This is a genomic window from Variovorax sp. Soil_C_12 (assembly GCF_057657375.1).
On the sequence record NZ_JBDGIO010000002.1, the window covers coordinates 629,697 to 655,183 of the forward strand.

A 25,487-nucleotide genomic window follows, 5' to 3' on the forward strand; every position below is an offset into this window, starting at 1 on the left:
ACAGCAATTTTTTGCGAACGTCGTTGCTCGATGGGCAACACTTTGCCGGCCCGGAAACATGCGTGAAATCAACCAGAAGCGGCTGAAATACTTCCATGAGGTGTTCGTCCACGGCTCCATCCGCGGCGCTGCGGATGCGCTCAACACGGCGCCTTCGGTCATCACGCGGCAGGTCGCATTGCTCGAGGAAGAGCTGGGGCTGACGCTGTTCGAAAGGCAGGCGCGCGGTGTCGCGCCCACCGATGCGGCGCTCCACCTGCTCGACTACTGGAGGGGCTGCCAGGCGCATCGGGAACAACTGGCCGAGCGGCTGAGCGCCGTCGAGTCGATGGATGCGGGAACCGTGCGCATCGTCGTGAGCGAGGGCTTCATCGACGGCCTGCTGGAGGAGATCGTCGCGCCGTTCTGCAATGCACATCCGAAGCTCTCGGTGGTGCTCGACGCGCTGCCCGTGAGCGAGTTGTTCGCCGCAATTGCGGACGACTCGGCGGCCATCGGCCTCGCGTACAACCCGCAGTCCGATCCGCAGCTGCATGTCGTCGCCAGTGCCGCGGCACCGGCGAAGCTCCTGGTTCGGGCGGGGCATCCGCTGACCAAGATCGCCGGGCCCCTTCAAGTTCGGCAGATCCTGGCCTTTCCCCTGGGCCTCATGCCGCCGGGCTACGGCGTCGGAAGGCTGGTGGAACTGCTCGAGTATGCGGAGCATGTGAAGCTGCACCCCACGTTCCGCAGCAATTCGGTGGTGGGCCTCAAGCGCTTCGTGCGGTCTACGGACGGTGTGACCTTCATTGGTGCCGGCCTGGCCGCGGCCCCGGAGATCGAGGCCGGCCATCTCGTGGCCTTGGACTTGGCCCACCCGCTTTGCAGGAAGGCGAAAGTGAGGCTGGTCGTGCGCCAGGGGCGGCCGCTGTCCGTGGCCGCCGGCCGGCTCGTGGAGGAGATCCGGCAGAACTTCTCGGTGTTCAAGCGCCGATGAGCGCCGACCGCGGTTTCGCGGCTCATCCAACAGGCCGACGAACCGGGCCGTCATTTCGTCGAAGGCCTTCGCTCTTTCGACGATCTGCTCTCTACCATCCGTCGCGCCTCACGCCTACATTTCTTTCAAGGGGCACGCCCTGCCCGACTGGAGAAAGAAAATGTCCAAGCTTCAATTCAAGAACGTCCTGGTCCTGGGCGGCGGCAAGGTCGGCAGCACGGTGGCGGACATGATCGCGGAGTACCACCGCATCCCCGTCACCCTGGCGGACCTGAAGGCGGGTCGCAGCGTCGAGAGCGATCGCCTGGTGCGCCGGATCGAACTGAACGTCGAGTGCGATGCGGAGTTGGGCGCCGCGCTCTCGGCGCATGCGGTGGTGATCAACGCGCTGCCGTTCTACCTGGCACGCCGCGTGGCCACCGAGGCCGCCAGGCGAGGGGTGCATTACTTCGACCTGACCGAGGACGTGGCGGCCACGCGTGCGATCCGGGAGCTCTCCGGCAGCGCGACCTCGGTCCTGATGCCGCAAAGCGGCCTGGCCCCGGGCGTGATCGGCATGCTCGGCGGCCACCTCGCAGGGCGCTTCGACGAGCTCTACGACCTGCGCCTGCGCGTCGGCGCCTTGACCCGCAACGCGACCAACAGCCTGCGCTACAACTTCACCTGGAGCATCGACGGCGTCATCAACGAGTACTGCAACGCGTGCGACGCGATCGTCAACGGGCAGCTGGTGTCCGTCCAGCCGCTCGAAGGGCACGAGACCTTCACGCTGGATGCCGAGGCCTTCGAGGCCTTCAACACCTCCGGTGGACTGGGAACGCTCTGCGAGACGCTGAAGGGCAAGGTCCGCAACCTCGACTACAAGACGATCCGCTATCCGGGGCACCGCGATGCCATGGACTTCCTGCTGCATGACCTGCGGCTGATCGAGCGCCGCGATCTTCTCCGCCAGGTGCTGGAGCATGCGGTGCCGCACAGCCGCGAGGACGTGGTGATCCTGTTCGCCGCCGCCTCGGGCCTGCGCGAGGGCCGCTTCGAGCAGGAGACCCGCGTGGGCCGCGTCTTCGGTGCTCCGCTGCGCGGCCAGCAGCGCACCGCGATCGAGCTGACCACCGCGGCCGGGGTGGTGGGCGTGTTCGAGCTGCTGCAGGAAGGCAAGCTGCCGCAAGCCGGCTTCGTCGGGCAGGAGCAGGTGCCGCTCGAGCAGTTCCTGGCCACCAAGGTCGGCCACTACTACAGAAGCCTCGGCATCGCACCCGCGGCGCACGAGCGAGCGGGGGAGCCGGCGCCCGTCTGATCGATCCTCCGGGGTCGGCATGGCCGGGCTTTCACTTGGTGGCGCAGGCGCGCGGCACGCCACAATGCCCTATTTGTTGTGCCGCCAGCGCCCATGGACATCCGACTCGACGACCTCGACCGCCACTTGCTCAACCTCCTGCAAGCCAACGCACGCGAGCCCGTGGCCCACCTTGCGCGCAGGCTCAAGATCGCCAGGACCACCGTGGTGGCGCGCATCGCGCGCCTCGAGCGGGAGGGCATCGTGTCCGGCTACGGCGTGCGCTTCGGGACCCGGGTGGAGCAGGCGGCGGTGCGTGCCTTCTGCGGCCTCAGCGTCAATGCCAAGAGCGGGGCGGCGGTGATCAAGGCGCTCGACGGGCTCCCCGAGGTCGAGGAGGTCTGGGCCGTGAGCGGCCAATTCGACTACATGGCGCTGCTGCGCTGCGACACGCCCGAGCAGCTGGATGTGCTGCTGGACCGGCTCGGCCAGATCGACGGCATCAATCAGACGCATACGTCCATTGTGCTGAGCCGCAAGATCGATCGCCGCAGCACGGTGGCGCCGGTCCGTTGACGGCGCAGGCGGCCCCGGCCCGGCCGCTTAATCGATGGCGACCTTGGCGTCCTTGACGAGCCTCGCGTACTTGACCGTGTCGTCCTTGATCTGCGCCGCCATCTGCGCGGGCGAGTCGCCCACCGGCTCGGCGCCGATCTCTTCCATGCGCTTCTTGAACTCGGGCGACTGGATGATCTTCACCATCTCCGCATTGAGCTTGGCAACCACTTCCTTGGGTGTCCCCGCTGGCGCCAGGATGCCGAACCACGTGCCCTGGTTGAAGTCCTTCATGCCGGCCTCGGCCAGCGTCGGCACGTCGGGGAGGGTGCTCGAGCGCTTCGCCGTGGTCACGGCCAGCGCGCGAAGCTTGCCCGCCTTGATGTGCTGGACCAGCGGCGTCAAGGTGTCGAAGGACATGTCCACCTGGCCGCCGAGCAGGTCGGTGGTCAGCGGCGCGCTGCCCTTGTAGGGCACGTGCAGGAGTTCCACGCCGGCGGCGCTGGAGAACTGCGTGCCGATCAGGTGCTGCACCGTGCCGTTGCCGTTCGAGCCGTATGACAGCTTGCCGGGTGCAGCCTTGGCCAGCGCAATGAGGCTCTTGACGTCGGTCGCCGACGAGTTGGCGTTGACCACCAGCACGTTGGGCACCAGGGCCACGGTCGTGATTGGCGTGAAGCTCTTTTCGAAGTCGTAGGGCAGCTTTTTGTAGACACTGGTGGCGATGGTGTGGTGGACCGCGCCCATGAGCAGTGTGTAGCCGTCCGGTTTCGCCTTCGCCACGTAGTCGGCGCCGACCGTCGCGCCTGCGCCCGGTTTGCTCTCGACGACCACCGGCTGGCCGAGGGTCTGCGACAGCGGCGTGGTGATGGAACGGGCCAGCGCGTCCGAGCTTCCGCCGGGCGGGAAGGGAACGATCAGCGTGATCGGTTTCGCGGGCCACGACTGCGCGGCCGCGAGCGACGCGGCGAAGCCGAAGGCCATGGCCGTCAAGGTGGTGCGAGTACGGAAATTCGATGTCTTCATGGTCGTCTCCTGATGGTGCAAAGGGTTCCGGCAGCGCTTGGCGGCTGCTTCGAGATGGGGCGGCGCGCTGCGCGGCCCCGAGGAATCGGATGAGACCCCGGATGGCCCGGGATCGGTCGCGTCAGGCAGCCTTGCGCTGCGAGCTGCCGGCCACCAGGCTGCACATGGCCCGGGTGACTTCCGCCGTGGTGGCTTTCCCGCCCAGGTCGCGGGTGTGCAGCGACTTGTCGGCGGTGACCTTCTCGATGGCCTGCATCACGCGCCGGGCGGCATCGGTTTCGCCGAGGTGCTCGAGCAGCATCACGACCGACCAGAAGGTGCCCACGGGATTCGCCAGGCCCTTGCCCATGATGTCGAAGGCCGAGCCGTGGATGGGCTCGAACATCGACGGATAGCGGTGCTCCGGATCGATGTTGCCGGTGGGCGCGATCCCCAGGCTGCCGGCCAGCGCGGCGGCAAGGTCGCTCAGGATGTCGGCGTGCAAGTTGGTCGCGACGATGGTGTCGAGCGATGCCGGGTTGTTGATCATCCGGGCCGTCGAGGCATCGACGAGCTCCTTGTCCCACTTGACGTCCGGGAACTCCTTGGAGATCTGCAGCGCGATCTCGTCCCACATGACCATCGCGTGGCGCTGGGCGTTGCTCTTGGTGATGACGGTGAGCTGCTTGCGGGGACGCGACTGGGCCAGCTTGAAGGCGAAGCGCATGATGCGCTCCACGCCGGCGCGGGTCATCATCGACACGTCGGTCGCGGCCTCGATCGGGTGGCCCTGATGCACGCGGCCGCCGACGCCTGAGTACTCGCCTTCGGAGTTCTCGCGAACGATGACCCAGTTCAGATCGTCCGGGCCGCAGCGCTTGAGCGGGCCGTCGATGCCGGGCAGGATGCGCGTCGGGCGCACGTTGGCGTACTGGTCGAAGCCCTGGCAGATCTTCAGGCGCAGGCCCCAGAGCGTGATGTGGTCAGGGATGTGCGGGTCGCCGGCGGAGCCGAACAGGATCGCGTCCTTGTCGCGGATGGCGTCCAGGCCGTCCTCCGGCATCATCACGCCGTGCTCGCGGAAGTAGTCGCCGCCCCAGTCGAAGTTCTCGAACTCGAACTTGAAATTGCTCCCGGCCGAGGCCAGCGCTTCCAGGACTTCCTGGCCGGCCGGCACGACTTCCTTGCCGATGCCGTCTCCGGGGATGGTGGCGATCTTGTACGTCTTCACGAGTCTGTCTCCGTTGGGTGGTGGGTAGAAGGTGCCGCTACTGTAGGGACTCGACGGCCCACCGGCTCGGCGCTAGAGTGAATCCATTGTTAACCTGGATTCAACACTGGAGCCGCCATGACTTCTGCCATCGTGCCTGCGGACCTTGGCTTCTTTTCCACGCTGGCGAGCGCCGGAAACCTGAGCGCGGCGGCGCGTGAGCTCGGCGTCACCACGCCGGCGGTAAGCAAGCACCTGGCGCTGATGGAATCGCGCATCGGGGTGTTGCTGGTCAACCGGTCGACACGGCGCATGAGCCTGACGCCCGAGGGCGAGCTCTACCTGGAGCACGCGCGCCGGATCCTCGGCGAGATCGACGGCATGGAAGAGCTTCTCGGCGTTTCCAAGGCGATTCCCAAAGGCCTCCTGCGGGTCAACGCCACGCTGGGCTTCGGGCGCAGCCACGTGGCGCCGCTGATCTCGAAGTTCGTCCGCAAGTACCGGGAAGTGGAGGTCCAACTGCAGCTGTCGGTCAACCCGCCGCCGCCGACCGAGGACCTCTTCGATGTCTGCGTGCGCTTCGGCGCTCCGCCGGATAGCCGGGTGATCGCCAGGCGCGTCGCGCCCAATCGGCGCCTGTTGTGCGCGGCGCCGGCCTATCTCGCGAAGCACGGTATCCCGAAGGTGCCGAACGACCTGACGAAGCACAACTGCATCGGCATCCGCCAAGGCGAGGAAGCCTACGGCGTATGGCGCCTGGCGAGCGGCAGGGGCCGCAACGTCAGCACCGAAACCGTCAAGACGCGCGGAAACCTCACCACCAACGACGGCGAGATCGCGGTCAACTGGGCGCTAGAAGGGCACGGCATCCTGATGCGGGCCGAATGGGATATCCAGCGCTACCTCGGCAACGGCCGGCTGGTGCAGGTCTTGCCGCAGTACTACACGCCGGATGCCGATATCTACGCGGTGTATCCGCAGCGTCACCAGCTGGCGGCGCGGGTGCGGGCCTTTGTCGATTTCCTGACGCTTTCCTTCACGCAGCAGGCGGCGGTTGCAAAGGCGTGAGCCTGCACTCGCCCGCATACGATAGTCCGGTCTGGTGGTCCACGAACGATCGCAGTCAGGCCGACTCTTCTAGAACGAATGCCGCATCCCCAGCATGACCCCCGTCTGAGACCCGCCCGCGATGGGACTGATACCAACCGCGCCGGAGCTCACGGACAGGGCAAGACTGCCGTCGTTGGCGATATGGCCGACTGTCGCGTACAGCGCGGTGCGCTTGGACAGGTGATAGGTGCCGCGTATGGCGGCCAGGGTTGCGCTGTTTCTGCTGTTCTTGTAGTCGAGTCGAAAGATCTGTGCATCAAGGGTCACGACCGAAAACACCGGGTAACTCCCGCCCACATACCAGAGATCGCTGCGTGGCGTCGCGATGCTTGCGTCGTTATTGCGGCGGATCAGCCCGGCCGAGAGCTGGCCCTCGCCCAGTTTGACGTAGCCGTTGGCCGAGATGCGCCTGTCCTTCATGGCGCTGCTTGTCAGGCCGGCGAAGGCGCCCGGGCCGCCGCGGATCTCGTCGACCGCGACGGCGGCCCCCCAGCGAGGGGTGTCGTACTTCGCCATGGCGGACCACTCGCGGCAGGCCCTGCTGTCGGTGGCGCTCTCGCCAGCACAGTTGGTACCGGCGGGGCTCGGGCCTGCATTCACAACGTCACGCCCGAGGCTGTAGGAGGCGCCGAGCGTCAGGCTGCCGAAGGTGCCGCGGTACACGATGGCATTGTCCGCGCGCGCATTCGGGATATAGCTGTCGAGCGATCCGCTGCTGTAGACGTTCGGCCCCAGAACGTCGGCATCCAGGAGCGACCAGAACAGCATGGTGTACTGCCTGCCCAGCGTAAGGGTGCCCCATCCTCCGGAAAGGCCGACAAAGGCTTGCCGCCCGAAGCTTCTCCCACCTTGATTCAAGTTTCCCGTATCGGAACCGAAACCGGACTCGAGCACGAAGACGCCGCGCAAGCCACCTCCGAGGTCTTCGACGCCGCGGACGCCCCACCGTGACGGCAGGCTGCCGGTGAGCGAAGGCATGCGCGTCACATGGCCGCTGGAACCCTTCACGTATTCCACGCCCGAATCGACCAGGCCGTACAGGGTGACTGTCGACGCCGTCGCTGCCCGCGCACGCGATTGCGCCTCCGACTCCGCCCGGCGCGCGTCCTGGTCCGGCGCGGTGGCAGGGCCGCTGACGCTGGGCGATTGCGCCCAGGCGCCGGCCGCAAGGGCCCACGCCAGCGCGGTCGCAGTCGATTTCCTTCTCATGATTTGTCTCCTCATGGTTCATCTCCTCGTGTTGTGGACAAAAAAGGGCGAGCGACTCCCGCACCGATGCCTCGCACCGATGCAGGTGTTTGAAAAGCGAAAGGAGGTTCTGCCGGCGCCGTGTGGCCGGGGGAGGTCAGCGGGTCATTCGGCTGCGGAGGCTCGAGCTGCGCTCACTCCTCGAGGGTGAAACCCGAAGCCTTGACCACAGTGGACCAGCGCTGGGTGTCTATGCGCCCAAGTGTGATGCCGGCCGCAAGGCCGAGCAGCGCGCGACGGTGTAGAGAAGCGATGTTCATGGTTCATTGCTCACAAGAGACGCGCGCTTTGGTCTGACAGCCGCACGGTGACGCAGAAGCCTCCCTCCATCAGCAGCCATTTCCTGATCCGGACTTGTACGACCCCTTCCTTCACGAACGGGTCGCCCACCAGGATCTCGTTGGCCTCCTCGGCCGAGGATGCGCGTACGATGGTCATGCCACCCAGTGCCCCGGGTGGATCGATGTCGCTGACAAAGGGGCCCGAAGCGAAAACCTCGCCGCGACGCTCCGCGGCGACCATCCAGCGCAGGTGCGCCTCGAGCAGCGCCGGCATGCGCGCCAGGTCCGCCGGCTCCCGCAACGCGACATAGAGCGGCTTGTTGAGCATGGCCCGCATCAACTCTTGTGCACTCGCGTCCTGCGCGCCCATCAATCGCGCTCCTCGAAATTCAGAGGAAACTCCGGTGGCGGAGGCGTCGCAGCCCAGACTGCTGTCAGATCTTGCGGCGTGACATTCATGGCTTCCCATCCGCTGTCGTCCTCGGGAATGACATCGATGTCCCAGAAATACTCGGCCAGGCTGTTCCACGGATCGCGGATGTAGTGGAAGTAGTTCGAGCCGCCCACGTGCCGGCCCAAGCCGAAGCCATCCTTGTAGCCTGCGCGCAGCAGCGTCTGTGCTCCGATCTCGATCTCGTCGATATCGCCGACCTCGAAGCTGAGATGGTGCAGTCCGGTATGGGTGCTCTTGGCAAAGGCCACGATGTGGTGATCGCCTCCCGCGTTGCCCCGCAGGAAAGCCAGAACGTCACCTGCGCGGTCCGACACCTTCATGCCAAGGGTCTCGGTATAGAACGCGACCGAACGGTCCACATCGGGCGAGAACTTGATGAGGTGGCCCATGCGCCGCGGCCGCGCCCTTTTCAGTTGCGAGGCCGGATCGCATGCGCGGGTGCCGATGCGGCGATAGCGCCCCGGGGCGTTGATCTCTGCGGGCGGCGCAGCCGTCAAAGGCTTCGGCTCGGCCACCTGAACGTTGAGCCAGTCGCCGTGCGGGTCGCGAAACCAGATGCCGTCCATCGGGCCGAAGGGGCTCTCGACGACGGCTACGCCGCTGCGATCCAGGTTGGAGAGCAGCGACTGCATGCCCGCCTCGTTGGTGCCGAGCGAGACATAACTGAGCTTCTTACGTGCGCCAGGCATCAGGCGCAGTACCTCTTGAGCGCTGCCCTCACAGCGGAAGACCAGGTCGTTGCCTGAGGCTCGAGCCTCGAGGCCGAAGAGTTCGTAGAAAGCACGACCGATTTCCAGATCCGGAACAGTCATGCCAACGTGAAGCAGGGAGCGGATCATCGTGATCTCCTATCGGATCGGTGAGAAGCTGGCGGGCGTGAGCAACTCGTTGCGCTGGCGCACGACCATCGATGCCGTTCTTCCGAGAAAGCTGCGCCATTGCGGATTGGCGGAGAGTGCGGCACGGCGCGAGAGCCGGTCTTCGTAGGAGTCGAATCCCCACAGTTGCACGATGCGATTGAGCTCGCCAACCTCGGCGATGAAGTAGCCGATCAGGCGTCCAAGCGCTTCCTTCTGCAAGGGGAGCCCTTCGGCTTCATAGCCTGCAAGGAATTCAGGCAGGGAGCCGGGTTTCAGTTCATAGGTACGCTGTTCAATGATCATGGCTGGTCTGAAGAGTGGAAGAGGAGCTGTTGGCGGCGACTGCTTGTTCGGTCCATGTCAGACGCCGAGGTATTGATGAACGATGTCCGGTTGAGACTGCAACGCGGCGGAATCGCCGTGCCACACCACATGGCCTTTCTCAATCACGTAGTGCCGATCGGCCAGGCCAAGCAGGTTGCGCACGTTCTTGTCAATGACGATCTGGGAGAGGCCTTCGGCCTTCAGCCTCGCGAGCGTGCGCCAGATCTCCTCCCGGATGACCGGTGCCAGCCCCTCGGTTGCCTCGTCCAGTACCAGCAGCCGTGGGTTGGTCATCAGCGCACGGCCGATCGCCAGCATCTGCTGCTCGCCGCCGGAAAGTTGCCATCCCAGATTGCCGCGCCGCTCCTTCAGCCGAGGAAAGAACCCATAGACGCGTTCCAGCGTCCATGCCGGCCTCGCGCCGGATGGCGCGCGCGCGGTGGCGACCAGGTTCTCCTCGACCGTCAGTTGCGTGAAGATCTGACGCCCCTCCGGCACGAGCGCCAGACCTTGCCGTGCGATGCGATGCGAAGGTTCACCGCACACTTGGCGCCCACCGATCCAGATCTCGCCCGCGGTCGCCGTCAGCAGACCGAACAGGCACTTGATGGTGGTGGAGCGTCCCATGCCGTTGCGCCCGAGAAGTGTGATCACTTCTGCGTCACGGACGCTGAAGGACATGTCGAAGAGCACTTGCGCGCGGCCATAGCCGGCTTGCAGCTTGCGCACGGATAGGAAATCGTCCATCGCCATTCTCAAGCTCCTTCCTCGCCCAGGTACACCGCTCGCACTTCAGGATGCTCGCGAACTTCATCAGGCGTACCGGTGAACATGACGCGTCCGTACACCAGCACGCTGATGCGATCCGCCAACGCAAACACGGCATCCATGTCGTGCTCCACCAGGAGGATGGTGTACTGGCCCTTCAGCCGCTTCAGCAGTTGCGTGACGGCCGCCGATTCCTGTGCGCTCATGCCCGCCATCGGCTCGTCCAGCAGCAGGAACTGCGGCTGCGCAGCCAGCGCCATCGCCAACTCGAGCTGCCTGCGTTCGCCGTAGGCCAGCTCGGCTGCGGCGGCGTCGGCGCGATGCATCAGTCCTGCGGCGACGAGCGCGTCTTGCGCGGCGCGCCGCGCACGTGCATTGCCGAGCAGAGGCTGCCAGAAGCGCCACGCATGATCCCGCGCGCCAAGTGCCGACAAGGTGGCGTTCTCGAGTGCGGTGAAGTCTTCGAAGATCGACGTGATCTGATAGGAGCGCAGGAGCCCGCGGCGGGCGCGTTCATGCACCGGCAGTGCAGTGACGTCCGTGCCCGCGAACACGACGCGGCCTTCGCCGGGGGCCAGCTCGCCACTGAGCTGATTGATAAGGGTGGTCTTTCCGGCTCCATTGGGCCCGATCAGCGCGTGCAGCTCGCCTTGTCCGATCTGCAGCGAGATGCGGTCGGTGACCAGGAGCCCACCGTAACGCTTCACCAGACCATGCGTCTCCAGGGCACTCATCGGTGTGCTCCTTCAAGGGGTGCCGCCGGCAACTTTTCCGGCATGCCAGGGGAGGAAGCCGGCGCAGGCGGGCGATCCAGTCGCTGGAGGAGACCGACGATGCCTCGCTTGCCGAGCAGCGCCATCACGACGATGAGCGGACCGAAGATCGCCATCCAGTGCTCGGTGACTCCCTTGAGCCCCTCCTCCAGCACAAGGTAGGCGATGGCGCCGATCAGCGGGCCGAAGACACTGCCCATGCCGCCGAGAACGACCATCACGATCAGCTCGCCGGACACAGTCCAGGCCATGGTACTGGGGGAGGCGAAGGCGTTGAGGTTGGCGAGCAACAGGCCTGCGACGGCGCAGATCATCCCGGAGATGACATAAGCCGCAAGCTGCAGGCGTTGGGCTTGCAATCCCATCGCGTTGACGCGCCTGGCGTTCTGTTGGGCCGCCCGGAGCGTCATGCCGAACGGTGCCACGCGAAGCCGTGCGATCCACCACGTCACCAGCGCCAGCACCGCGAATGCAACGCCGTATACCATCAGCGGCGAGCCCAGGTTCAGCGGGCCGAATCGACTCGGCTGCCCGATCGGAAGTCCGTCATCGCCACCGTACTGCTTGAGGCTCACGAAGAGGAAGTAGCCCATCTGGGCGAACGCCAGTGTGATCATGATGAAGGCGATGCCGGACGTGCGCAGGCTGATCGCCCCGGTCACCAGCGCCGCGATGCCGGAAAAGCTCAGACACAGGAAGAGATGAAGCCAGCCGTTGCCGCTTTCGTGGAATGAGGGCAGTGCCACCGCATAGGCGCCGATGCCGAGGAACAAGGCATGACCGAAGCTGACCAAGCCGCCCATACCCAGCGCCAAGTTCAATGCGCTCGCGGCGATCGCGTAGATCATGACCCGTGCGAAGAACTCGATCCAGAACGGCTGGGCGGATGCCGTCGCGATGATCGGTGCGGAGGCAAGCAACGCAAACAAGGCAAGGGGAATCAGACTGCTCGGACGCGTCGGAAGGTTGGCCATCATCATGCGCCTCGCTTTGCAGGGAAGAGGCCCTGGGGCCGCACTGCCAGCACCACTGCCATCAGCAGGTACACACTCATCGAAGCGAGCGCCGGACCGGCTGCGTCGGCAACCGTGCGCTCTGCGACCTGCCCCAGCAGCACGGGCAGGTACGCTCGACCGAGGGTGTCGACGAGGCCGACGATGAGCGAGGCGTACAGAGCGCCGCTCACTGAACCGATGCCGCCGATCACGATGACGACAAGCGTGGTGATGAGCACGCCGTCACCCATGCCGGATTGCACTGACAGGATCGGGCCTGCCATGGCGCCGGCCAATCCGGCCAGCATGGCGCCGACGGCGAACAGCATTGCATTGAGCAGCCGGATATTGACACCCAGCGCGCCGACCATCTGCGGGTTCTGGGCGCCGGCCCGGATCAGCATGCCGATGCGTGTCTTCTGGATCAGTGCCCAGCACAGGACGGCAACCGCGAGGCCGGCTGCGATGATCGCGAAACGATAGGAGGGATAGTTGAACCCGAGCAGGCTCACTGTCCCGGAGAGCAACTCTGGCACCTGCACGAAGTACGGCTGAGGCCCCCAGACGATGCGAACGAGCTCGTTGAAGAACATCACGAGGCCGAAGGTCGCGAGCACATGGTCCAGGTGGTCGCGACGATAGAGCCGCGATACAGCCGCCCATTCGAGCGCCAGGCCAAGAAGGAGCGCCACAGTCGCCGCTGCGAACAGCGCCAGCGCAAAGGAGCCGGTAAGGTTGGAGGCCACCGCTCCCGCGTAGGCGCCCATCATGTACAGCGATCCATGCGCCAGGTTGACGAAGCTCATGATGCCGAAAACCAGGGTGAGCCCGGCCGCCATGAGGAACAGCAGGAATCCGTACTGCAATCCATTGAGCAGTTGCGCGAGCAGCAGTGTCGTGTTCATCACGGCCTCGCTTCGGCGCGCGTGGCTGGCAATGCGCATGGAGCTGCTCCTGCGCGGCGGCCGCAGCGCAGAGCAGGGCGCCGATGGCGAGGCTTGAAAGCGGATTGCGTCATGTCGTCTCCAAGGGGCAACCGATCTGAATGAACACTCGGTTGCTTCTGTCTTCACGGGGGAGCTGGGCAGCGGCTCAGCACCGTGTGGGGACGCATCATCGCGGACTGGCATGAATTCACCAATAGAACGCCATGAATAGGTCGTATAGGTCTGGTGAATGCCACGAGGGGACGTTGCCCCTTCGTTGTCAGCCGGAAGCGAACTGCTGCGCGACGAACTCGCGCAGCCACTTGTTCGCAGGATCCTGGTGGTAGCGATCGTGCCAGTACAGATACACCTCGAAGCCCGGCAGAGCCAGGGGGAGTGGCTTGATGACCAGCGGGTAGTGCTTGGCCAGCGTTTCGGCGAGGACCGCCGGCACCGACCATAGGAGGTCGGAACTCACGACGAAGTGAGGCGCCCCAAGATACTGGGGCAGTCGCACCTTGATGCGGTTTCGCGCGCCGGCTTCGATCAGCGCCTTTTCCAATTGGAGGTGGCCGCTGCCCGAGTACTCCACCAACAGGTGTTCGCTGCCACTGAAGCGCTCCGCAGTCAGCTTTTTGTCCGCCAGTGGATGCCCGGCACGCATGACGCACACGTAATACTGGGTTTGAAGCAAACGCCGATGGATCCCCGTTTCCAGCGACGGCAGGAATCCCAGTGCGAAATCGATCTGTCCGTCGGCCATGCCGCTGACGGTTTCCGGAATCGACCGAAAAACCGTGCGAAGCCGGATCCCGGGCGCCGACTGCGCGAGAGCAGCCATGATGCGGGGGAAGACCACCGCTTCGCCGATGTCGCGCGTACGCACAGTGAACATCCGCTTGGCCGTGCCCGGGTCGAACCGCCGCCGCTCCGCTTGCGTCTTGCGAACCATTGACAGCGCATCCAGCAGCAGCGGTGCCAGGTCCACGGCCAGGGGTGTCGGCTCCATCTTGCGACCGACGGGCGTGAATAGCTTGTCTGCGTACTCCTCGCGCAGCCGCTTCAGCGACGCACTCACCGCAGCCTGCGTGAGGCCGAGGCTTTCAGCTGCGCCGGTGACGGAGCGCTCGCGCCAGATGGCCTCGAAGGCGTAGAGCAGATTCAGGTCTTTCACTCGCCAAGTATAGAAGTTGTTTATACGAGGAATCATCGAATCGGTCTGGATCGATGCTCATCCGGATCGCAGAATCCGCTGACATTACTAGGAGACAAACGTGGGACAACCTCCTCGCGTCATCGGCATGATCGGCATTGGCCAGCTCGGTCTTCCCATTGCCGTCAACCTCTTGAGAGCCGGCTTCAAGGTGGTCGGATTCCGCCGCACGGATCGCGAGGCTTTCTTGCGCGCCGGTGGCGAGGCGCTTGAATCCCCTGCTGAAGTGACCCGGCAGGCCGATGTCCTGCTGCTGTGCCTGCCCGGCGAAGAGGCGCAGGATGCCGTGCTTGGCGGCGCGGAGGGTGTACTTGAATCACTCGATCCCAGCAAGATCGTCATCGAGATGGGCACCTACACGCGAGAGTACAAGGTGCGGCAGGCGCTGCGTGTGCAACAAGCCGGCGCCCGCATGCTCGAAGCCGAAGTGAGCGGCTCGCCCCCGATGGTGGCTGAACGCCGCGCCGCTCTCTACGTGGGTGGCGACGAGGCGCTGTTTCGGGAGTGCCAACCGGTACTGGATGCCATCACGGAGCATCATTTCCACCTGGGCGACGTGGGCTCAGCGGTGGCGATGAAGCTGATCGCCAATACCCTCGTCACGGTCCATACGCTCGCGGCAGCGGAAGCGATGAACATGGGTGTCCGCGCGGGCTTCGATCCCCAACGTGTGGCCGAAGTCATTCGTCAAGGGGCGGGGAACTCCACCATGTTCACCATCCGCGCACCGCTGATGGCGGCGCGGGCCTTCACGCCCGCTCCCGGCTCCTTCAATACCTTGCACAAATACCTGCGGCTCGGGGCGCAGATGGCCAGGGAGCTGGATTGCGCCACGCCGCTGTTTTCTGCCGCCGCTCCTTACTTTCTGCGTGCACTGGAGGGCGGCATGGGCGAGGAGGACATTTCTGCCGTGATCAAGCTGCTCGAAGCCGAGTCCGCGCCGCGGCCGTCGCGCTTGTCGATCCAGACAGCTGGGTCATCTGATGAATAAACCCATGAAATATCAACTGTTCACTTACGAAGCGGAGCGCGGTCCGCGGTCCGGCCTCACGGTCGGCGAGGACTGGTTCGATCTTTGCGATGTTGCGAATGCGATCGCGATCGATCGCACACACTTGGAAGCAGCCGACCTCGACGAAATCATCGCCCGCTGGGATCTGGCCGCTCCCGAACTCGGCAAGTTGGCCGCCGAGCTGGCCACCGATCCCGGCCGGTTCGCGGCCAACGCACTCGATGCTGCCAGCCTCACTCTGCGTTCTCCCTTCACTCGGCCCGGAGCCATCTATGCGGCGGGCGCCAACTACCGCGATCACGTGGAAGCGATGGGCCGCGCATTCAAGCAGAAGCTGGTGCTCGACCCGAAGAAAGAAGGTGTGCCGCCCTGGCACTTCCTGAAGTCGGGTGCCGCCACCCTGTCCGGCCACCGCGGCGCCGTACCGTATCCGGCTCGCACCCAGCGTCTCGATTGGGAGGCGGAACTCGCTGTCGTGGTCGGCAGGCGTGCCGCGCAGGTCAGCGTGGACAGAGCACTCGAGTACGTGGCGGGCTATATGTGTGCGAACGACCTGTCGGCGCGCGACCACCTGGTGAGGGACGGCGTGGATCCTTCGTCTCCCTTTCGCTTCGATTGGATCGGGCACAAGTGCTTCAACGGTTCGTGCCCCCTGGGGCCGGTCTTCACGCCGGCACAGTTCGTCCGCTCTCCAGAGAACCTGGCAATCAAGCTCTGGGTCAACGGGGAGCTTCGGCAGGACTCGAACACCAGCAACCATCTCTATGGCGTCGCCGAACAGATCGCCTACCTGAGCGAGCGTGTGGATCTCCTTCCGGGCGACGTGATCCTGACCGGTACGCCGGCGGGCGTCGGCATGGAGACAGGCACCTTTCTCAAGCGCGGCGACGTGACAAAGGTATGGATCGAGGCGCTCGGCGAGCTCGAAACCCGCATCGTGTAGTTGTGGCTTCAACGGACAACCAGACTGGAGGAGATGACAGTGAAGCAGATCTTGAAACGGGTGATCCTGGCAGCGGCGATCGGTGCGGCGGCGCCTTCGGTGCTTGCCGATGTGAAGGTGGGTTTTCTCGCGACCTTGAGCGGCCCGTCTGCGGACGTGGGCCGGGACCAGCTGGATGGCTTCAGCCTTGCGCTCGAACAGTTGGGCGGAAGACTCGGGGGCGTTCCGGCTTCCATCATCAAGGAGGACGATCAGCAGAAGCCGGAAGCCGCCATTGGTGCGCTGGGCAAGCTGCTGGAGCGGGAGAAGGTGGATGTGGTGACCGGGCTCACCTTTGCGAATGTGCTGATGGCGCTTCAGGGCCGCATCGCTGCCACCGACGTGCCCTTCGTGGGATCGGTTGCGGGCCCTTCCGTCGCGGCGGGCGTGCAGTGCAAGCCCAACCTGTTCGTGACCTCATGGCAGAGCGACGTGCCCGCAGAAGCCGTGGGCAAGTACCTGAGCGACAAGGGCGTCAAGCGGATCAGCACCCTGACGCCGAACTTCGTCGGCGGCAAGGACAAGATCTCCGGCCTCAAACGCTTCTACAAGGGCGAGATCGTCGATGAGATCTATTCGCCGCTGAACCAGCTGGATTTCTCCGCCGAGCTCACCAAGGTCGCCGCTGCAAAGCCCGATGCCGTGTTTGCGTTCTACCCAGGTGGCCTCGGGGTCACGTTCGTGCGCCAGTACCAGCAGTCCGGTCTGAAGATCCCCCTCTACACGACCAATACGATCGAAGGGACCGGCCTGGATGCCATGGGCACGGCCGCTGTCGGCGCGATCGTCGCGGACACCTGGACGCCGGGCCACCCGGGCGAGGAGTCGCGCCGGTTCGTGGAGGCATTCCGCAAGAAGTACAACCGCTTGCCTTCGGCCTACGCCGCGTTCAGCTACGACGCGGCGATGCTGCTGGATGCGGCAGTGCGCTCCCTCAACGGAAATACCAGCGACCGCAAGGCATTCTCGAAGGCCATCGCCACCGCGCAGTTCAAGTCCGTGCGCGGTGCGTTCCGGTTCGGGCCGAACAACTTCCCGGTGCAGAACTATCACGTGTACCAGGTCGCCAGCGCCGGTGGCAAGCCGGAGTTCAAACTGCACGAAGCAGACGTGCTGAAGTCGCACGCCGACGCCTACGTCTCGCAGTGCACTAGCCGCTGAGCCCCCGGAAGCAGCGCGACGACTCCTTTGCCAGACTGCGTTGGAGAGGGTGCCGAGCGTCGGCACCAGGGCAGCGCTCGTCATCCTCGATTCCCGGAGACAAGTCCATGTCGATCAGGCTTTTTCTTGTTTCATTGCTGGCCATGCTTGTCGCGGGATGCGCTGGTGGCACTGCGCATGTGCCGAGCCCCCCGGCGCCGCTGAGAGTCATCGTGTTTCCCGGTGGCTTCAACTGGCCGTTGTGGGTGGCCCAGGACAAGGGATTTTTCGAGCAGGAACGGTTGGCCGTCGCGATCACGCCCACGCCGAACTCCACCTTCCAGATGAAGGGCCTGATCCAGGGCGAGTTCGACATCGCCATGACCGCCATGGACAACGTCATTGCATACCGCGAAGGGCAGGGCGAGGCGGGCGTGGATGGGCCGGACCTGGTGGCCGTCATGGGTTCGGACGCGGGCTTCCTGCGGCTGGTCGCCGCGCCGGGGACCGGAGGCTATGCCGACCTGCGGGGCAAGACGCTCTCGGTAGACGCACTGACCACCGGCTACGCCTTCGTGCTGCTCGAATTGCTGGAGCGCCATGGGCTGGTGCTGGATCGCGACTACAAGACCGAGCGGGCGGGCGGCGTGCTGCAGCGCTACCAGGCACTGCTGGAGCGCAAGCACGCGGCGACCATCCTGGTGGCGCCATTCGATGTAACGGCCGAGGCGCAGGGCTTCCAGCGCCTGGCCAATGCAACGGACGAGCTCGGCCACTACCAGGGCGTCGTGGCCGCCGCGCGGCAGGGCTGGGCGCGCGCCCATGAGGACCGCGTGCGGGGCTACATACGGGCCCACGCCCGGGCCGTCGACTGGCTGCGCGAGCCCTGCAACAGGGACGATGCACTGAGGATCTTCCTGGCGCACATGCCGCCGAACACACCGCCCCAGGCGGCAGAAACTGCATATCGTGCGCTGGTATCCGGCCCCGAAAGTTTCCAGCGCCAGGCGCAGATCGACCTCGCGGGCGTCGAGACGGTCGTGAAGTTGCGCACAAAGTTCGGGCGGGCCGGCGCGAAGCTGCATGGCGCAGCGCACTACTACGACCCGAGTTTCCACCAAGCCGCCTTCCACAACCCATGAACGGAGCGCCAATATGGACCGCCGAGCACTTTTCCAGGGAGCCGCTGGTGCGGTCGCAGCCATGTGGCTGCCTGGCTGCGTCACCGCGGCCGGCCAGGCCCAGGCCGACCTGATTCTTCGGGCCGGAAAAATCCACACGCTCGACGGCCGCAACCGTGTCGTGTCGTCCATTGCCGTGCGCGATGGCAAGGTCCTGGCCGTCGGCTCCGACGCAGAGACCGCCGCGTTCCAGGGGCCGCGCACGAAGCTGGTGGAGTTGGCCGGCCGCGTGGTGATCCCGGGCCTCAACGACTCGCACATCCACCTGATCAACGGGGGACTGCAGTACAACCTGGAGGTGCGTTGGGACGAGGTCGAGTCGTTGGCCGATGCACTGCGACTCTTGCGCGACCAAGTGCAGCGCACGCCTCCTGGCCAATGGGTGCGCGTGCTCGGCGGCTGGTCGGAGTTCCAGTTGGCCGAGAAGCGCATGCCCACCATCGAGGAGATCAACGCTGTCTCGGTCGACGTGCCGGTCATGGTGCTGCACTTCTACGACACTGCACTACTGAACAAGGCGGCGCTGAGGGCGCTGGGCTACACGAAGGACACCCCGCAGCCCGCCGGCGGCGAGATCGTGCGCGATTCGCTCGGCCAACCCACGGGCGTGATCCTGGCCAAGCCGAGCATGTTCTCGGTGTACTCGGCGATGCGCCGCGCGCCACAGCTGGACCACGCGGCGCGCCTGAACTCCATGCGTCAGTTCATGCGCGAACTCAATCGCGTGGGCATCACGAGCGTGAGCGACGGCGGCGCCGACAACAATCTTTCCGACTACGCGCTGATGACCGAGTTGGCCCACGGCAGGCACCTCACCGTGCGCGTGGCCTGCAGCATGTTCAGCTTCTCGCCGGGCAAGGAGTACGAGGACTTCGCATCCTGGATCCCTCAGGTGAAGCTGACCGATGACCCGATCTACAAGATCCGCGGCGCCGGTGAGATCCTCACCTTCTCGGCCTTCGATTCGGCCAACTTCCTGCTGCCGCGGCCCAACCTGCAGCCAACGGCGGAGACCGACTTCGAGAAGGTCATCCGCCTGTTCGTCGAGCACGGCTGGCCTTTCCAGTTCCATGCCTCCTACGACGAGTCCATCACGCCGCTGCTGGGCGTGCTGGAGCGAGTGCAGCGCGACGCTCCGCTCGGCCGCGTGCGCTGGTTCGTCGATCATGCCGAAACGATCTCGCCGCGCAACATCGACCGCGTGAAGGCGCTGGGCGGCGGCATCGCCGTGCAGAACCGCATGACGTTCCAGGGCGAGAGCTTCCTGCGCCGCTACGGCGCTGGTGTGGCCGACCGCGCGCCGCCGGTAGGCGAGATGCTGCGTGCCGGAGTACCCGTCGGGCTGGGCACCGATGCCACGCGCATCGCGAGCTACAACCCGTGGATTTCGCTCCAGTGGTTTGTGACCGGGCGCACCGCCGGTGGCCTGCAGATGGTGGGCGCCGCGAATCGGCTCGACCGCCAGCAGGCGCTGCGGCTGTACACCCAGGGCAGCGCCTGGTTCTCCGGCGATGAGGCGGTCAAGGGCTCGCTCGAGCCGGGGAAGTTTGCCGACCTGGCCGTGCTGTCTGCCGACTACTTCGCCGTGCCCGAAGACCAGATCCGCAAGATCGAGTCCGTGTTGACGGTGATGGATGGGCAGATCGTGCACGCCAAGGGGCCTTACCGGTCCATCGCGCCGGCACCGCTGCCGGTGAATCCGGATTGGTCGCCGGTCGCCGCGGCGCGCGCGGCCGAAGAAGAGGGCCGCTACCTCGCCAAGGCCATGCGCGGGCACGCCTGCGGCCACGCGCACGTCAATGGCGACAGCTGCGCTGGCCACACCCATGCCCACAACTGGATCCAGGGCGACGCAGGGATGTGGTCGCTCAGCTGCAGCTGCATGGTGACGTGAGGCGCGCCCGGCCGATCGGGCTGCCATCGACCCCGTCGAGCGGTTTCATCGGCGATCCTCCGGAACGAAGGTATGGCCCAGGGCCTGGTCGAGCACGGCCTGCGCCCCTTCGGCGGAGCTACCTCGCCAAGCCACGATCTGGTCGGGGCGGATCAGGACGAGAGGCGACTCGTACAGGTCGCGCAGCGAGGGCTGCGGCAGCCGCACGACGCGCAGGCCCAGGCCGCGTACGCGCGCGAGCGCCTCGAACGGGGCCGTATCCGGTGGCTCGCTGCCAAGTGCGAGTACCGTCCAGTCGCGGCCGAACAGGTCGAACAGCGAACGGCCGTCCTCCAGCCAGGCGTGCGGCGGCCGCCCGCCGGGGCAGGCCGTGGGGACGTAGCGATTGGGCTCGTCGGGTGGGGCCGCGGTGCCATCGGCCACGATGACCGGCGATCTGTCGTAGCGCCCGCCGAAGGTGACGCCCGGAATGTTGAACTCCAGGCGGGCGTGCGCGTCCAGGTGCTCTGCCGCGGCACGGCGCTCGGCGTCGCCGCGCGGCGAGTCCTCCTCCAGCTCGGGCCTGGCAGTGAACAGGCCCACTGAATCGGCGAAGGATCTCGCATAGCCGGTGTTTCGCTCGGCCAGCGGACGTCGCTCCGCCTCGTAGCTCTCCAGAAGCGTCTCGGGCGCCTGTCCGCGCAATACGGCCGCCAGCTTCCAGCCCAGGTTCACCGCGTCCTCGACCGCTGTGTTGTAGCCCAGGCCGCCGGTGGGTGTGAACAAGTGGGCCGCGTCTCCCGCAATGAACACGCGGCCGCGTTGGAACTGCCTGGCAACGAGCGCGTGGCCGGCCTGCCAGATGCCCATCGACAGCACGTCGATCGGCACCTCGACCCCGACGGTCTGCGCAAAAATCCGGCGTGCATCGGCTTCGGTCCAGTCCTCCGGATTCTCGTGGGGATGCACGGCGGCGTGAAAAGCGTACTCGCAGACGCCGTCCACCGATGCCATGAAGGCACGTCGCTCATGATTGACCGCGACATACATCCAGGCCTTGGAGTGTTTCAGGGCCGAGACGAACTGCGGCGAGCGTAGATAGAGCGCGAACATCCTCCCGCCCATGAACTCGCGCTGGATGCCGGTGACCCCGCCCCATTCGATGCCGAGTTCGCTCCTCACGACGCTGCGCGGCCCGTCGGCACCGACCAGGAACCTCGCCTTCACCGTCACGGGATCGCCGCCGTCGGTACGCCGGACGCAGGCCTCGATGCCGTCGTCCGTGTCCGCGAATCGTTCCAGGCGCCAGCCGTAGCGCAGGTCGATGGTGGGCCACGCCTCGGCATGGCGGCGCAGGGCCGCCTCCACGAATTTCTGCGAGACGCGGTGCGGCAACTCGGCCGCGCTCCACGAGCCGGTCATCGTCTTGATCTTCTCGATGGCTTCCTTTGCTGTCGGCAGGTGGATGCGCGCCAACTCGTGGCCCGAGTAGCGCGTGAAGTAGGCGATGTCGGTCGGATGATCCTCCGGCAGGCCCAGGGCCCGGATCTCATGCGCGAAGCCCAGGCGGCGAAAGTGCTCCATGGTGCGCGCCTGGGTGGCGTTGGCCTGCGGGTTGAAAGCGGTTCCGGGCTTCGCATCGACGACCAGGCAGCGAAGGCCTCGGCGGCCGAGCTCGTTGGCGAGCATCAGGCCGCACGGGCCGCCTCCAGCGATAAGGATTTCGGTGTCCACCGCGCGTTGCAGCGCGGCAGACGTAGTATGGGTGGCATGGGTCATGGATAGAGATGTAGTCGTTTGACGGCTTGGCATTGCGACGGCGCATGGACTCGTTCCGTGCATATGCTTAGGTTACCTAAATACAAGAGGATTGCAAGACCTTGAAGAATTCCCCGACGCCCGGCAAGGGTGCGCGCCTGGACGAGCGCTGGCGCACCGACAACATCGGCCGCCTGCTCAGCAACGCCCTGCGTCGCTTCGAGGAGCGGGTCATGTCGCTGATGGCCGAGCAGGGCCATGCGCAGACGCGCCGCTCGCATGTCAATCTCACGCGACACCTCGATATCGACGGTACGCGCATCACGGAACTCGCCCGGCGCGCCGCGATGACGAACGCGGCGATGACGGAGCTGATCGACCAATGCGAATCGATCGGCCTCGTCGAGCGGCTGGCTGATCCCGCGGACAAGCGCGTGCGCATCGTCCGGTTCACGTCCGGTGGCGAAAAATGGCTGAAGGACTTCGGTCGCGCCGTGGTGACGGCCCAGCGGGAGATGTCGAATGAGGTGGGGGAGCGCGACTTGTCCGTCGTGCTGGCCGCGCTGGCGCGCTACGCGGGTACGGACCAGGGGTCTTGACTTGTCACGCCGCGGGCGAGGACCCCTGGCTTGTTGGACTCATCGACCCGAATTCAGCGCGCAGGGCGCTCTCGCGTCTAGGGCTGCGAGGCGCGGCATGCATAGCTCGCTGCCAGCGACTTGTCACCACCCATGTAGTGCGGATAGCCCGGGTAGCGGCACATGGGCCGGGAGCCCTGGACGGCAAATGGCGGAAGGCCGGCCTTGCTCGTCTGCACGATCGCGTCGGCCGGCGGCGTTTGCGTGGTGACCCAGCGATCCAGCGGGTCGAGCAGGTCCACCATCGTCGGCACCGCCGCCTTGTCCGTCACTGAGCGTGCATTGCCTGAGTGCGTGGAAGACGGCGATACGTACAGACGAGTCGACCGGTCCACAGCCGCCTGGCCCAACCGGGCCACCATCGCCTTGTGGTACTCGATGCCCATCAACGGGCTCTGGGCCCGGTCGGCGGCATTCTCTCGAATGATCAGCTTGCCGCCGCGGGCGAAGAAGGCCGACAGATCCGGATTGGTGGAGTCGATCAGCGCGGAGGTCTGCTGCACCCGCCCGGCGAAGGACTCCGGGCGATAGCTGCGCACGTCGAAGTTCGCGTCACGCGCGATCGCGTAGCGGACCCAGTTGCTGCCGTAAAGCCATTGCGTGGCCGCGGTCGAGGCGTTCGGCGGCGCGGTCGGCGCGGCGCTGCCGCTCACCCATCGAACCAGGTTCATTGCCGCAGCGCCGTCCAGGCTGTCCTCGTGGCCGTAGAGCCACTGCGGATAGGTGGTGATGCCGTTGGCCAGCGGGAAGGAGAAGGTGTAAGGCGAATGAATGCCGCCCATCAGCGAGAGCTCGGCATCCGACAGGCAATGCGCTCCCGCATCGGTGCCGCCGGGGCAGCGCAGCGGCTGCAGGTTCACCCGCCCCTGGCACGCCAGGTAGTTGTTGACGACGCCATCGGCGAGCCCGTCGAGGGCATCGCAGGCATCGGACGTGGCCTTCGCGATCAGCGGCGTTTTCGCGGCGTCCAGCCAATCGCCGAACTGCGGCACCTCGTTGCGCACAAAGGCGTGGAACAGGCCGGTCCAGTTGATCACCGGCACCACGCTGACGATGCCGTCGTAGTCGGCCGGGAAGCGCTGGGCCATGGTGAGGCCTTCGCGGCCGCCTTCGGAGCCGCCGAAGTAGTAGAGCTGGCGAGGCGCCTGGCCGTAGACGGACTGCATGAGATCCACCGCCACGTCCCTGACCTTCTTGTACGAGGCGTAGGCGAAGTTCTCCAGCATCTCGTCGTTGAGCGCGAATGCGCCGGGCTCGCTCGCCGGGGACGTGGACGCCTGGTGGCCCGAGTCGGTGCCGAAAGTGGCATAGCCGCGCGTGATGGGCAGCGGGTCGCCGGGCGCCGCATCCCGCAAGGGCGCGAGCCCGCTGACCAGCACGCCGTTGAACCCGCCGCCGCCGTACTGCAGCGCCTTGCCGTTCCATCGGGTCGGCAGGTTGAGCTGGAAATTGATCGGCTGCGCCCTCGGATCGCGCGGGGCCACGCTGCCCAGCACCTTGCAGTATTCCGGGGTCGCCGGCGTGAGCGTGTTGCCGCTGACGGACTCCGGCGCTGCTGTCACGAGCACTGCCGAAAGCACGGTGGCAGGGCCGCTGGGCAGGCCGATGGAGGAGGTGGAGATCGACTTACCGGCAAGCGCCGAGCATCTGCCCCCAGAAAGCTCGACGGACCGTGTGTGGCTGCACCCTGCGAGAGCCAGGCTGATGGCGACCGCAGGGAAGAGGCTCAAGATCTTCATGTGCATTGAAGAAGCTCCGATTTCGGCAGAGAAGGGGCGTCGAACTGATCAGGGCTCGGAATGAATCCTTGCCGCTGGACAATTGGGAAGGATACGCGGGCCGGGCCTTCACAGGAGCTACGACAACGACTGATCGCCGTGCCCCAGGACGGCATGGCGATGCCAATCTTTGATGGCGCCATCAGTAATGACTATTTCATGGCTTCCTCAATCACATCTCAGAATGTCGGCCGCAGGGCATGGGCCCACCGCAGGTCAACCACTTCTGAAAGCTGTCATGAAACTTCTCGAGACCATCACCGTCGCTGCCATCGTGGGACTGCAGGCATTGGGCGCGGCGCACGCGCAGCCCAAGGACACCTTGCAGAAGATCAAGGAGGCAGGCGTCATCAGTCTCGGCGGACGAGACGCATCGTTTCCGTTCTCGTACAAGCTGAGTGCGGACGACAACCCGATTGGCTTCTCTGCCGACCTCTGCATGAAGGTGGTCGACGCGGTGAAGGCCAAGCTGGGCATGCCGAACCTGAAGGTGAACTACACCATCGTCACGCCGGCCAACCGCATCTCGCTGGTGCAGAACGGCACCGTGGACCTCGAGTGCAGCACGACGACCAACACCGTCGCCCGGGCGCAGCAGGTGGAGTTCGCGCCAACGCACTTCGTGGCCAGCGTGGCTGCCGCGGTCAAGAAGAGCTCCGGCATCAGCAGCATGGCCCAGCTCGAAGGCAAGACGGTGGCCACCGTCACGGGGAGCACCTCGATCCAGCTGCTTCGTGCGTTCCGCAAGAACGAGAAGCTGGAGATCAACGAAGTCTCGGGGAAGGACACGGCGGATGCGTTCCTGCTTCTTTCCTCCGACCGCGCAGCGGCCATGATCGTGGAAGACGTGCAGCTCGCGGGCCTGATCGCTCGAACGAACAATCGGGATGAGTACAAGATCCTTGAAGAGCGTCTGCGAGAAGAGCCTTATGGGTTCATGTATCGCAAGGATGATCCGCAGTTCAAGGCGCTGGTCGATGGCACGCTCACGTCGCTCATGAAGAACGGAGAGATCAATGAGCTGTATGCGAAGTGGTTTACCCGCCCCGTGCCACCGACCGGAGCGAACATCAACCTTCCGATGCCGAGTGCCATCAAGGAAGCCTACAGAAATCCGAACAACCGAGGCGTTTGAGAAGGCACTGAGCGAC

At 65.5% G+C, this 25,487-nt stretch carries 25 protein-coding genes; 11 read left to right on the plus strand and 14 right to left on the minus strand.

Annotated elements, in window-relative coordinates; translation table 11 throughout:
* Positions 1 to 58 precede the first annotated feature (58 nt).
* From AC3A6X_RS08015 to AC3A6X_RS08025, 3 genes are all read left to right on the plus strand, one after another.
* Positions 59 to 976: a LysR substrate-binding domain-containing protein gene (locus AC3A6X_RS08015; RefSeq protein ID WP_487841679.1), complete on the plus strand. Its 918-nt coding sequence runs from the start codon at positions 59 to 61 to the stop codon at positions 974 to 976.
* 160 nt (positions 977 to 1,136) lie between these two features.
* Positions 1,137 to 2,273: a saccharopine dehydrogenase family protein gene (locus AC3A6X_RS08020; RefSeq protein ID WP_487841680.1), complete on the plus strand. Its 1,137-nt coding sequence runs from the start codon at positions 1,137 to 1,139 to the stop codon at positions 2,271 to 2,273.
* Positions 2,274 to 2,366: 93 nt separating this feature from the next.
* The gene (locus AC3A6X_RS08025) at positions 2,367 to 2,828 is read left to right on the plus strand and encodes an Lrp/AsnC family transcriptional regulator (RefSeq protein WP_487841681.1); all 462 of its coding nucleotides are present in this window, start codon (positions 2,367 to 2,369) and stop codon (positions 2,826 to 2,828) included.
* 27 nt (positions 2,829 to 2,855) lie between these two features.
* On the opposite strand, the gene AC3A6X_RS08030 is transcribed toward AC3A6X_RS08025, so the two are convergent.
* On the minus strand, positions 2,856 to 3,833 hold the full coding sequence (locus AC3A6X_RS08030) for a Bug family tripartite tricarboxylate transporter substrate binding protein (protein ID WP_487841682.1): 978 nt from the start codon (positions 3,831 to 3,833) through the stop codon (positions 2,856 to 2,858).
* Between the two features lie 121 nt (positions 3,834 to 3,954).
* Positions 3,955 to 5,043, minus strand: a complete 1,089-nt coding sequence (locus AC3A6X_RS08035; RefSeq protein ID WP_487841683.1) for a tartrate dehydrogenase — start codon at positions 5,041 to 5,043, stop codon at positions 3,955 to 3,957.
* Between the two features lie 117 nt (positions 5,044 to 5,160).
* Here AC3A6X_RS08035 and AC3A6X_RS08040 point away from each other — a divergent pair, with 117 nt between their 5' ends.
* Complete coding sequence (locus AC3A6X_RS08040; RefSeq protein WP_487841684.1) at positions 5,161 to 6,090, plus strand: LysR family transcriptional regulator; 930 nt, start codon at positions 5,161 to 5,163, stop codon at positions 6,088 to 6,090.
* 69 nt (positions 6,091 to 6,159) lie between these two features.
* Here AC3A6X_RS08040 and AC3A6X_RS08045 read toward each other — a convergent pair whose 3' ends face one another.
* From AC3A6X_RS08045 to AC3A6X_RS08090, 10 genes are all read right to left on the minus strand, one after another.
* Positions 6,160 to 7,356, minus strand: a complete 1,197-nt coding sequence (locus AC3A6X_RS08045) for a porin (protein ID WP_487841685.1) — start codon at positions 7,354 to 7,356, stop codon at positions 6,160 to 6,162.
* A gap of 158 nt (positions 7,357 to 7,514) precedes the next feature.
* Positions 7,515 to 7,640, minus strand: a complete 126-nt coding sequence (locus AC3A6X_RS08050; protein ID WP_487841686.1) for a hypothetical protein — start codon at positions 7,638 to 7,640, stop codon at positions 7,515 to 7,517.
* 10 nt (positions 7,641 to 7,650) lie between these two features.
* On the minus strand, positions 7,651 to 8,031 hold the full coding sequence (locus tag AC3A6X_RS08055; RefSeq protein ID WP_487841687.1) for a YciI family protein: 381 nt from the start codon (positions 8,029 to 8,031) through the stop codon (positions 7,651 to 7,653).
* Entirely contained in the window at positions 8,031 to 8,954 is a 924-nt protein-coding gene (locus tag AC3A6X_RS08060) for a VOC family protein (protein ID WP_487841688.1), read from the minus strand. The genes AC3A6X_RS08055 and AC3A6X_RS08060 overlap by 1 nt, the downstream gene beginning before the upstream one ends.
* A 9-nt stretch (positions 8,955 to 8,963) precedes the next feature.
* Complete coding sequence (locus AC3A6X_RS08065) at positions 8,964 to 9,278, minus strand: NIPSNAP family protein (protein WP_487841689.1); 315 nt, start codon at positions 9,276 to 9,278, stop codon at positions 8,964 to 8,966.
* A gap of 57 nt (positions 9,279 to 9,335) precedes the next feature.
* The gene (locus AC3A6X_RS08070; protein ID WP_487841805.1) at positions 9,336 to 10,046 is read right to left on the minus strand and encodes an ABC transporter ATP-binding protein; all 711 of its coding nucleotides are present in this window, start codon (positions 10,044 to 10,046) and stop codon (positions 9,336 to 9,338) included.
* An 8-nt stretch (positions 10,047 to 10,054) separates the two neighbouring features.
* On the minus strand, positions 10,055 to 10,801 hold the full coding sequence (locus AC3A6X_RS08075; protein WP_487841690.1) for an ABC transporter ATP-binding protein: 747 nt from the start codon (positions 10,799 to 10,801) through the stop codon (positions 10,055 to 10,057).
* Entirely contained in the window at positions 10,798 to 11,817 is a 1,020-nt protein-coding gene (locus AC3A6X_RS08080) for a branched-chain amino acid ABC transporter permease (protein ID WP_487841806.1), read from the minus strand. Before AC3A6X_RS08080 ends, AC3A6X_RS08075 begins: the two co-directional genes overlap by 4 nt.
* Positions 11,817 to 12,740, minus strand: coding sequence for a branched-chain amino acid ABC transporter permease (locus AC3A6X_RS08085; protein WP_487841807.1), 924 nt, complete (start codon positions 12,738 to 12,740; stop codon positions 11,817 to 11,819). Before AC3A6X_RS08085 ends, AC3A6X_RS08080 begins: the two co-directional genes overlap by 1 nt.
* Positions 12,741 to 13,041: 301 nt before the next feature.
* Positions 13,042 to 13,935, minus strand: coding sequence for a LysR family transcriptional regulator (locus AC3A6X_RS08090; RefSeq protein WP_487841691.1), 894 nt, complete (start codon positions 13,933 to 13,935; stop codon positions 13,042 to 13,044).
* 100 nt (positions 13,936 to 14,035) lie between these two features.
* Between AC3A6X_RS08090 and AC3A6X_RS08095 the strand changes: the two genes are divergently transcribed.
* From AC3A6X_RS08095 to AC3A6X_RS08115, 5 genes are all read left to right on the plus strand, one after another.
* Complete coding sequence (locus tag AC3A6X_RS08095) at positions 14,036 to 14,965, plus strand: NAD(P)-dependent oxidoreductase (RefSeq protein ID WP_487841692.1); 930 nt, start codon at positions 14,036 to 14,038, stop codon at positions 14,963 to 14,965.
* Positions 14,966 to 14,969: 4 nt separating this feature from the next.
* Positions 14,970 to 15,929 (plus strand): fumarylacetoacetate hydrolase family protein, encoded by a 960-nt coding sequence (locus AC3A6X_RS08100; RefSeq protein WP_487841693.1) that lies wholly within the window; start codon positions 14,970 to 14,972, stop codon positions 15,927 to 15,929.
* 33 nt (positions 15,930 to 15,962) lie between these two features.
* Entirely contained in the window at positions 15,963 to 17,129 is a 1,167-nt protein-coding gene (locus AC3A6X_RS08105; RefSeq protein WP_487841694.1) for an ABC transporter substrate-binding protein, read from the plus strand.
* A 107-nt stretch (positions 17,130 to 17,236) separates the two neighbouring features.
* Positions 17,237 to 18,250: an ABC transporter substrate-binding protein gene (locus AC3A6X_RS08110; RefSeq protein WP_487841695.1), complete on the plus strand. Its 1,014-nt coding sequence runs from the start codon at positions 17,237 to 17,239 to the stop codon at positions 18,248 to 18,250.
* A gap of 61 nt (positions 18,251 to 18,311) precedes the next feature.
* Complete coding sequence (locus tag AC3A6X_RS08115; RefSeq protein WP_487841808.1) at positions 18,312 to 20,183, plus strand: amidohydrolase; 1,872 nt, start codon at positions 18,312 to 18,314, stop codon at positions 20,181 to 20,183.
* Between the two features lie 45 nt (positions 20,184 to 20,228).
* Here the strand turns inward: AC3A6X_RS08115 and AC3A6X_RS08120 are convergent, their stop codons facing one another.
* Positions 20,229 to 21,941, minus strand: coding sequence for an FAD-dependent oxidoreductase (locus tag AC3A6X_RS08120; protein ID WP_487841696.1), 1,713 nt, complete (start codon positions 21,939 to 21,941; stop codon positions 20,229 to 20,231).
* A 101-nt stretch (positions 21,942 to 22,042) separates the two neighbouring features.
* Between AC3A6X_RS08120 and AC3A6X_RS08125 the strand changes: the two genes are divergently transcribed.
* On the plus strand, positions 22,043 to 22,519 hold the full coding sequence (locus AC3A6X_RS08125) for a MarR family winged helix-turn-helix transcriptional regulator (protein WP_487841697.1): 477 nt from the start codon (positions 22,043 to 22,045) through the stop codon (positions 22,517 to 22,519).
* Positions 22,520 to 22,596: 77 nt separating this feature from the next.
* Here the strand turns inward: AC3A6X_RS08125 and AC3A6X_RS08130 are convergent, their stop codons facing one another.
* Positions 22,597 to 24,120, minus strand: a complete 1,524-nt coding sequence (locus AC3A6X_RS08130) for a tannase/feruloyl esterase family alpha/beta hydrolase (protein WP_487841698.1) — start codon at positions 24,118 to 24,120, stop codon at positions 22,597 to 22,599.
* Between the two features lie 454 nt (positions 24,121 to 24,574).
* Here AC3A6X_RS08130 and AC3A6X_RS08135 point away from each other — a divergent pair, with 454 nt between their 5' ends.
* Complete coding sequence (locus AC3A6X_RS08135; protein WP_487841809.1) at positions 24,575 to 25,471, plus strand: amino acid ABC transporter substrate-binding protein; 897 nt, start codon at positions 24,575 to 24,577, stop codon at positions 25,469 to 25,471.
* Positions 25,472 to 25,487: the final 16 nt, after the last annotated feature.

Bases quoted from the DNA above. Each gene is read 5' to 3' on its own strand.
- AC3A6X_RS08015 (WP_487841679.1), top strand. From the start codon at position 59: ATGCGTGAAATCAACCAGAAGCGGCTGAAATACTTCCATGAGGTGTTC.
- AC3A6X_RS08020 (WP_487841680.1), top strand. From the start codon at position 1,137: ATGTCCAAGCTTCAATTCAAGAACGTCCTGGTCCTGGGCGGCGGCAAG.
- AC3A6X_RS08025 (WP_487841681.1), top strand. From the start codon at position 2,367: ATGGACATCCGACTCGACGACCTCGACCGCCACTTGCTCAACCTCCTG.
- AC3A6X_RS08030 (WP_487841682.1), bottom strand. From the start codon at position 3,833: ATGAAGACATCGAATTTCCGTACTCGCACCACCTTGACGGCCATGGCC.
- AC3A6X_RS08040 (WP_487841684.1), top strand. From the start codon at position 5,161: ATGACTTCTGCCATCGTGCCTGCGGACCTTGGCTTCTTTTCCACGCTG.
- AC3A6X_RS08045 (WP_487841685.1), bottom strand. From the start codon at position 7,356: ATGAGGAGACAAATCATGAGAAGGAAATCGACTGCGACCGCGCTGGCG.
- AC3A6X_RS08050 (WP_487841686.1), bottom strand. From the start codon at position 7,640: ATGAACATCGCTTCTCTACACCGTCGCGCGCTGCTCGGCCTTGCGGCC.
- AC3A6X_RS08055 (WP_487841687.1), bottom strand. From the start codon at position 8,031: ATGGGCGCGCAGGACGCGAGTGCACAAGAGTTGATGCGGGCCATGCTC.
- AC3A6X_RS08060 (WP_487841688.1), bottom strand. From the start codon at position 8,954: ATGATCCGCTCCCTGCTTCACGTTGGCATGACTGTTCCGGATCTGGAA.
- AC3A6X_RS08065 (WP_487841689.1), bottom strand. From the start codon at position 9,278: ATGATCATTGAACAGCGTACCTATGAACTGAAACCCGGCTCCCTGCCT.
- AC3A6X_RS08070 (WP_487841805.1), bottom strand. From the start codon at position 10,046: ATGGACGATTTCCTATCCGTGCGCAAGCTGCAAGCCGGCTATGGCCGC.
- AC3A6X_RS08075 (WP_487841690.1), bottom strand. From the start codon at position 10,801: ATGAGTGCCCTGGAGACGCATGGTCTGGTGAAGCGTTACGGTGGGCTC.
- AC3A6X_RS08080 (WP_487841806.1), bottom strand. From the start codon at position 11,817: ATGATGGCCAACCTTCCGACGCGTCCGAGCAGTCTGATTCCCCTTGCC.
- AC3A6X_RS08085 (WP_487841807.1), bottom strand. From the start codon at position 12,740: ATGAACACGACACTGCTGCTCGCGCAACTGCTCAATGGATTGCAGTAC.
- AC3A6X_RS08100 (WP_487841693.1), top strand. From the start codon at position 14,970: ATGAAATATCAACTGTTCACTTACGAAGCGGAGCGCGGTCCGCGGTCC.
- AC3A6X_RS08105 (WP_487841694.1), top strand. From the start codon at position 15,963: ATGACAGTGAAGCAGATCTTGAAACGGGTGATCCTGGCAGCGGCGATC.
- AC3A6X_RS08110 (WP_487841695.1), top strand. From the start codon at position 17,237: ATGTCGATCAGGCTTTTTCTTGTTTCATTGCTGGCCATGCTTGTCGCG.
- AC3A6X_RS08115 (WP_487841808.1), top strand. From the start codon at position 18,312: ATGTGGCTGCCTGGCTGCGTCACCGCGGCCGGCCAGGCCCAGGCCGAC.
- AC3A6X_RS08120 (WP_487841696.1), bottom strand. From the start codon at position 21,941: ATGACCCATGCCACCCATACTACGTCTGCCGCGCTGCAACGCGCGGTG.
- AC3A6X_RS08135 (WP_487841809.1), top strand. From the start codon at position 24,575: ATGAAACTTCTCGAGACCATCACCGTCGCTGCCATCGTGGGACTGCAG.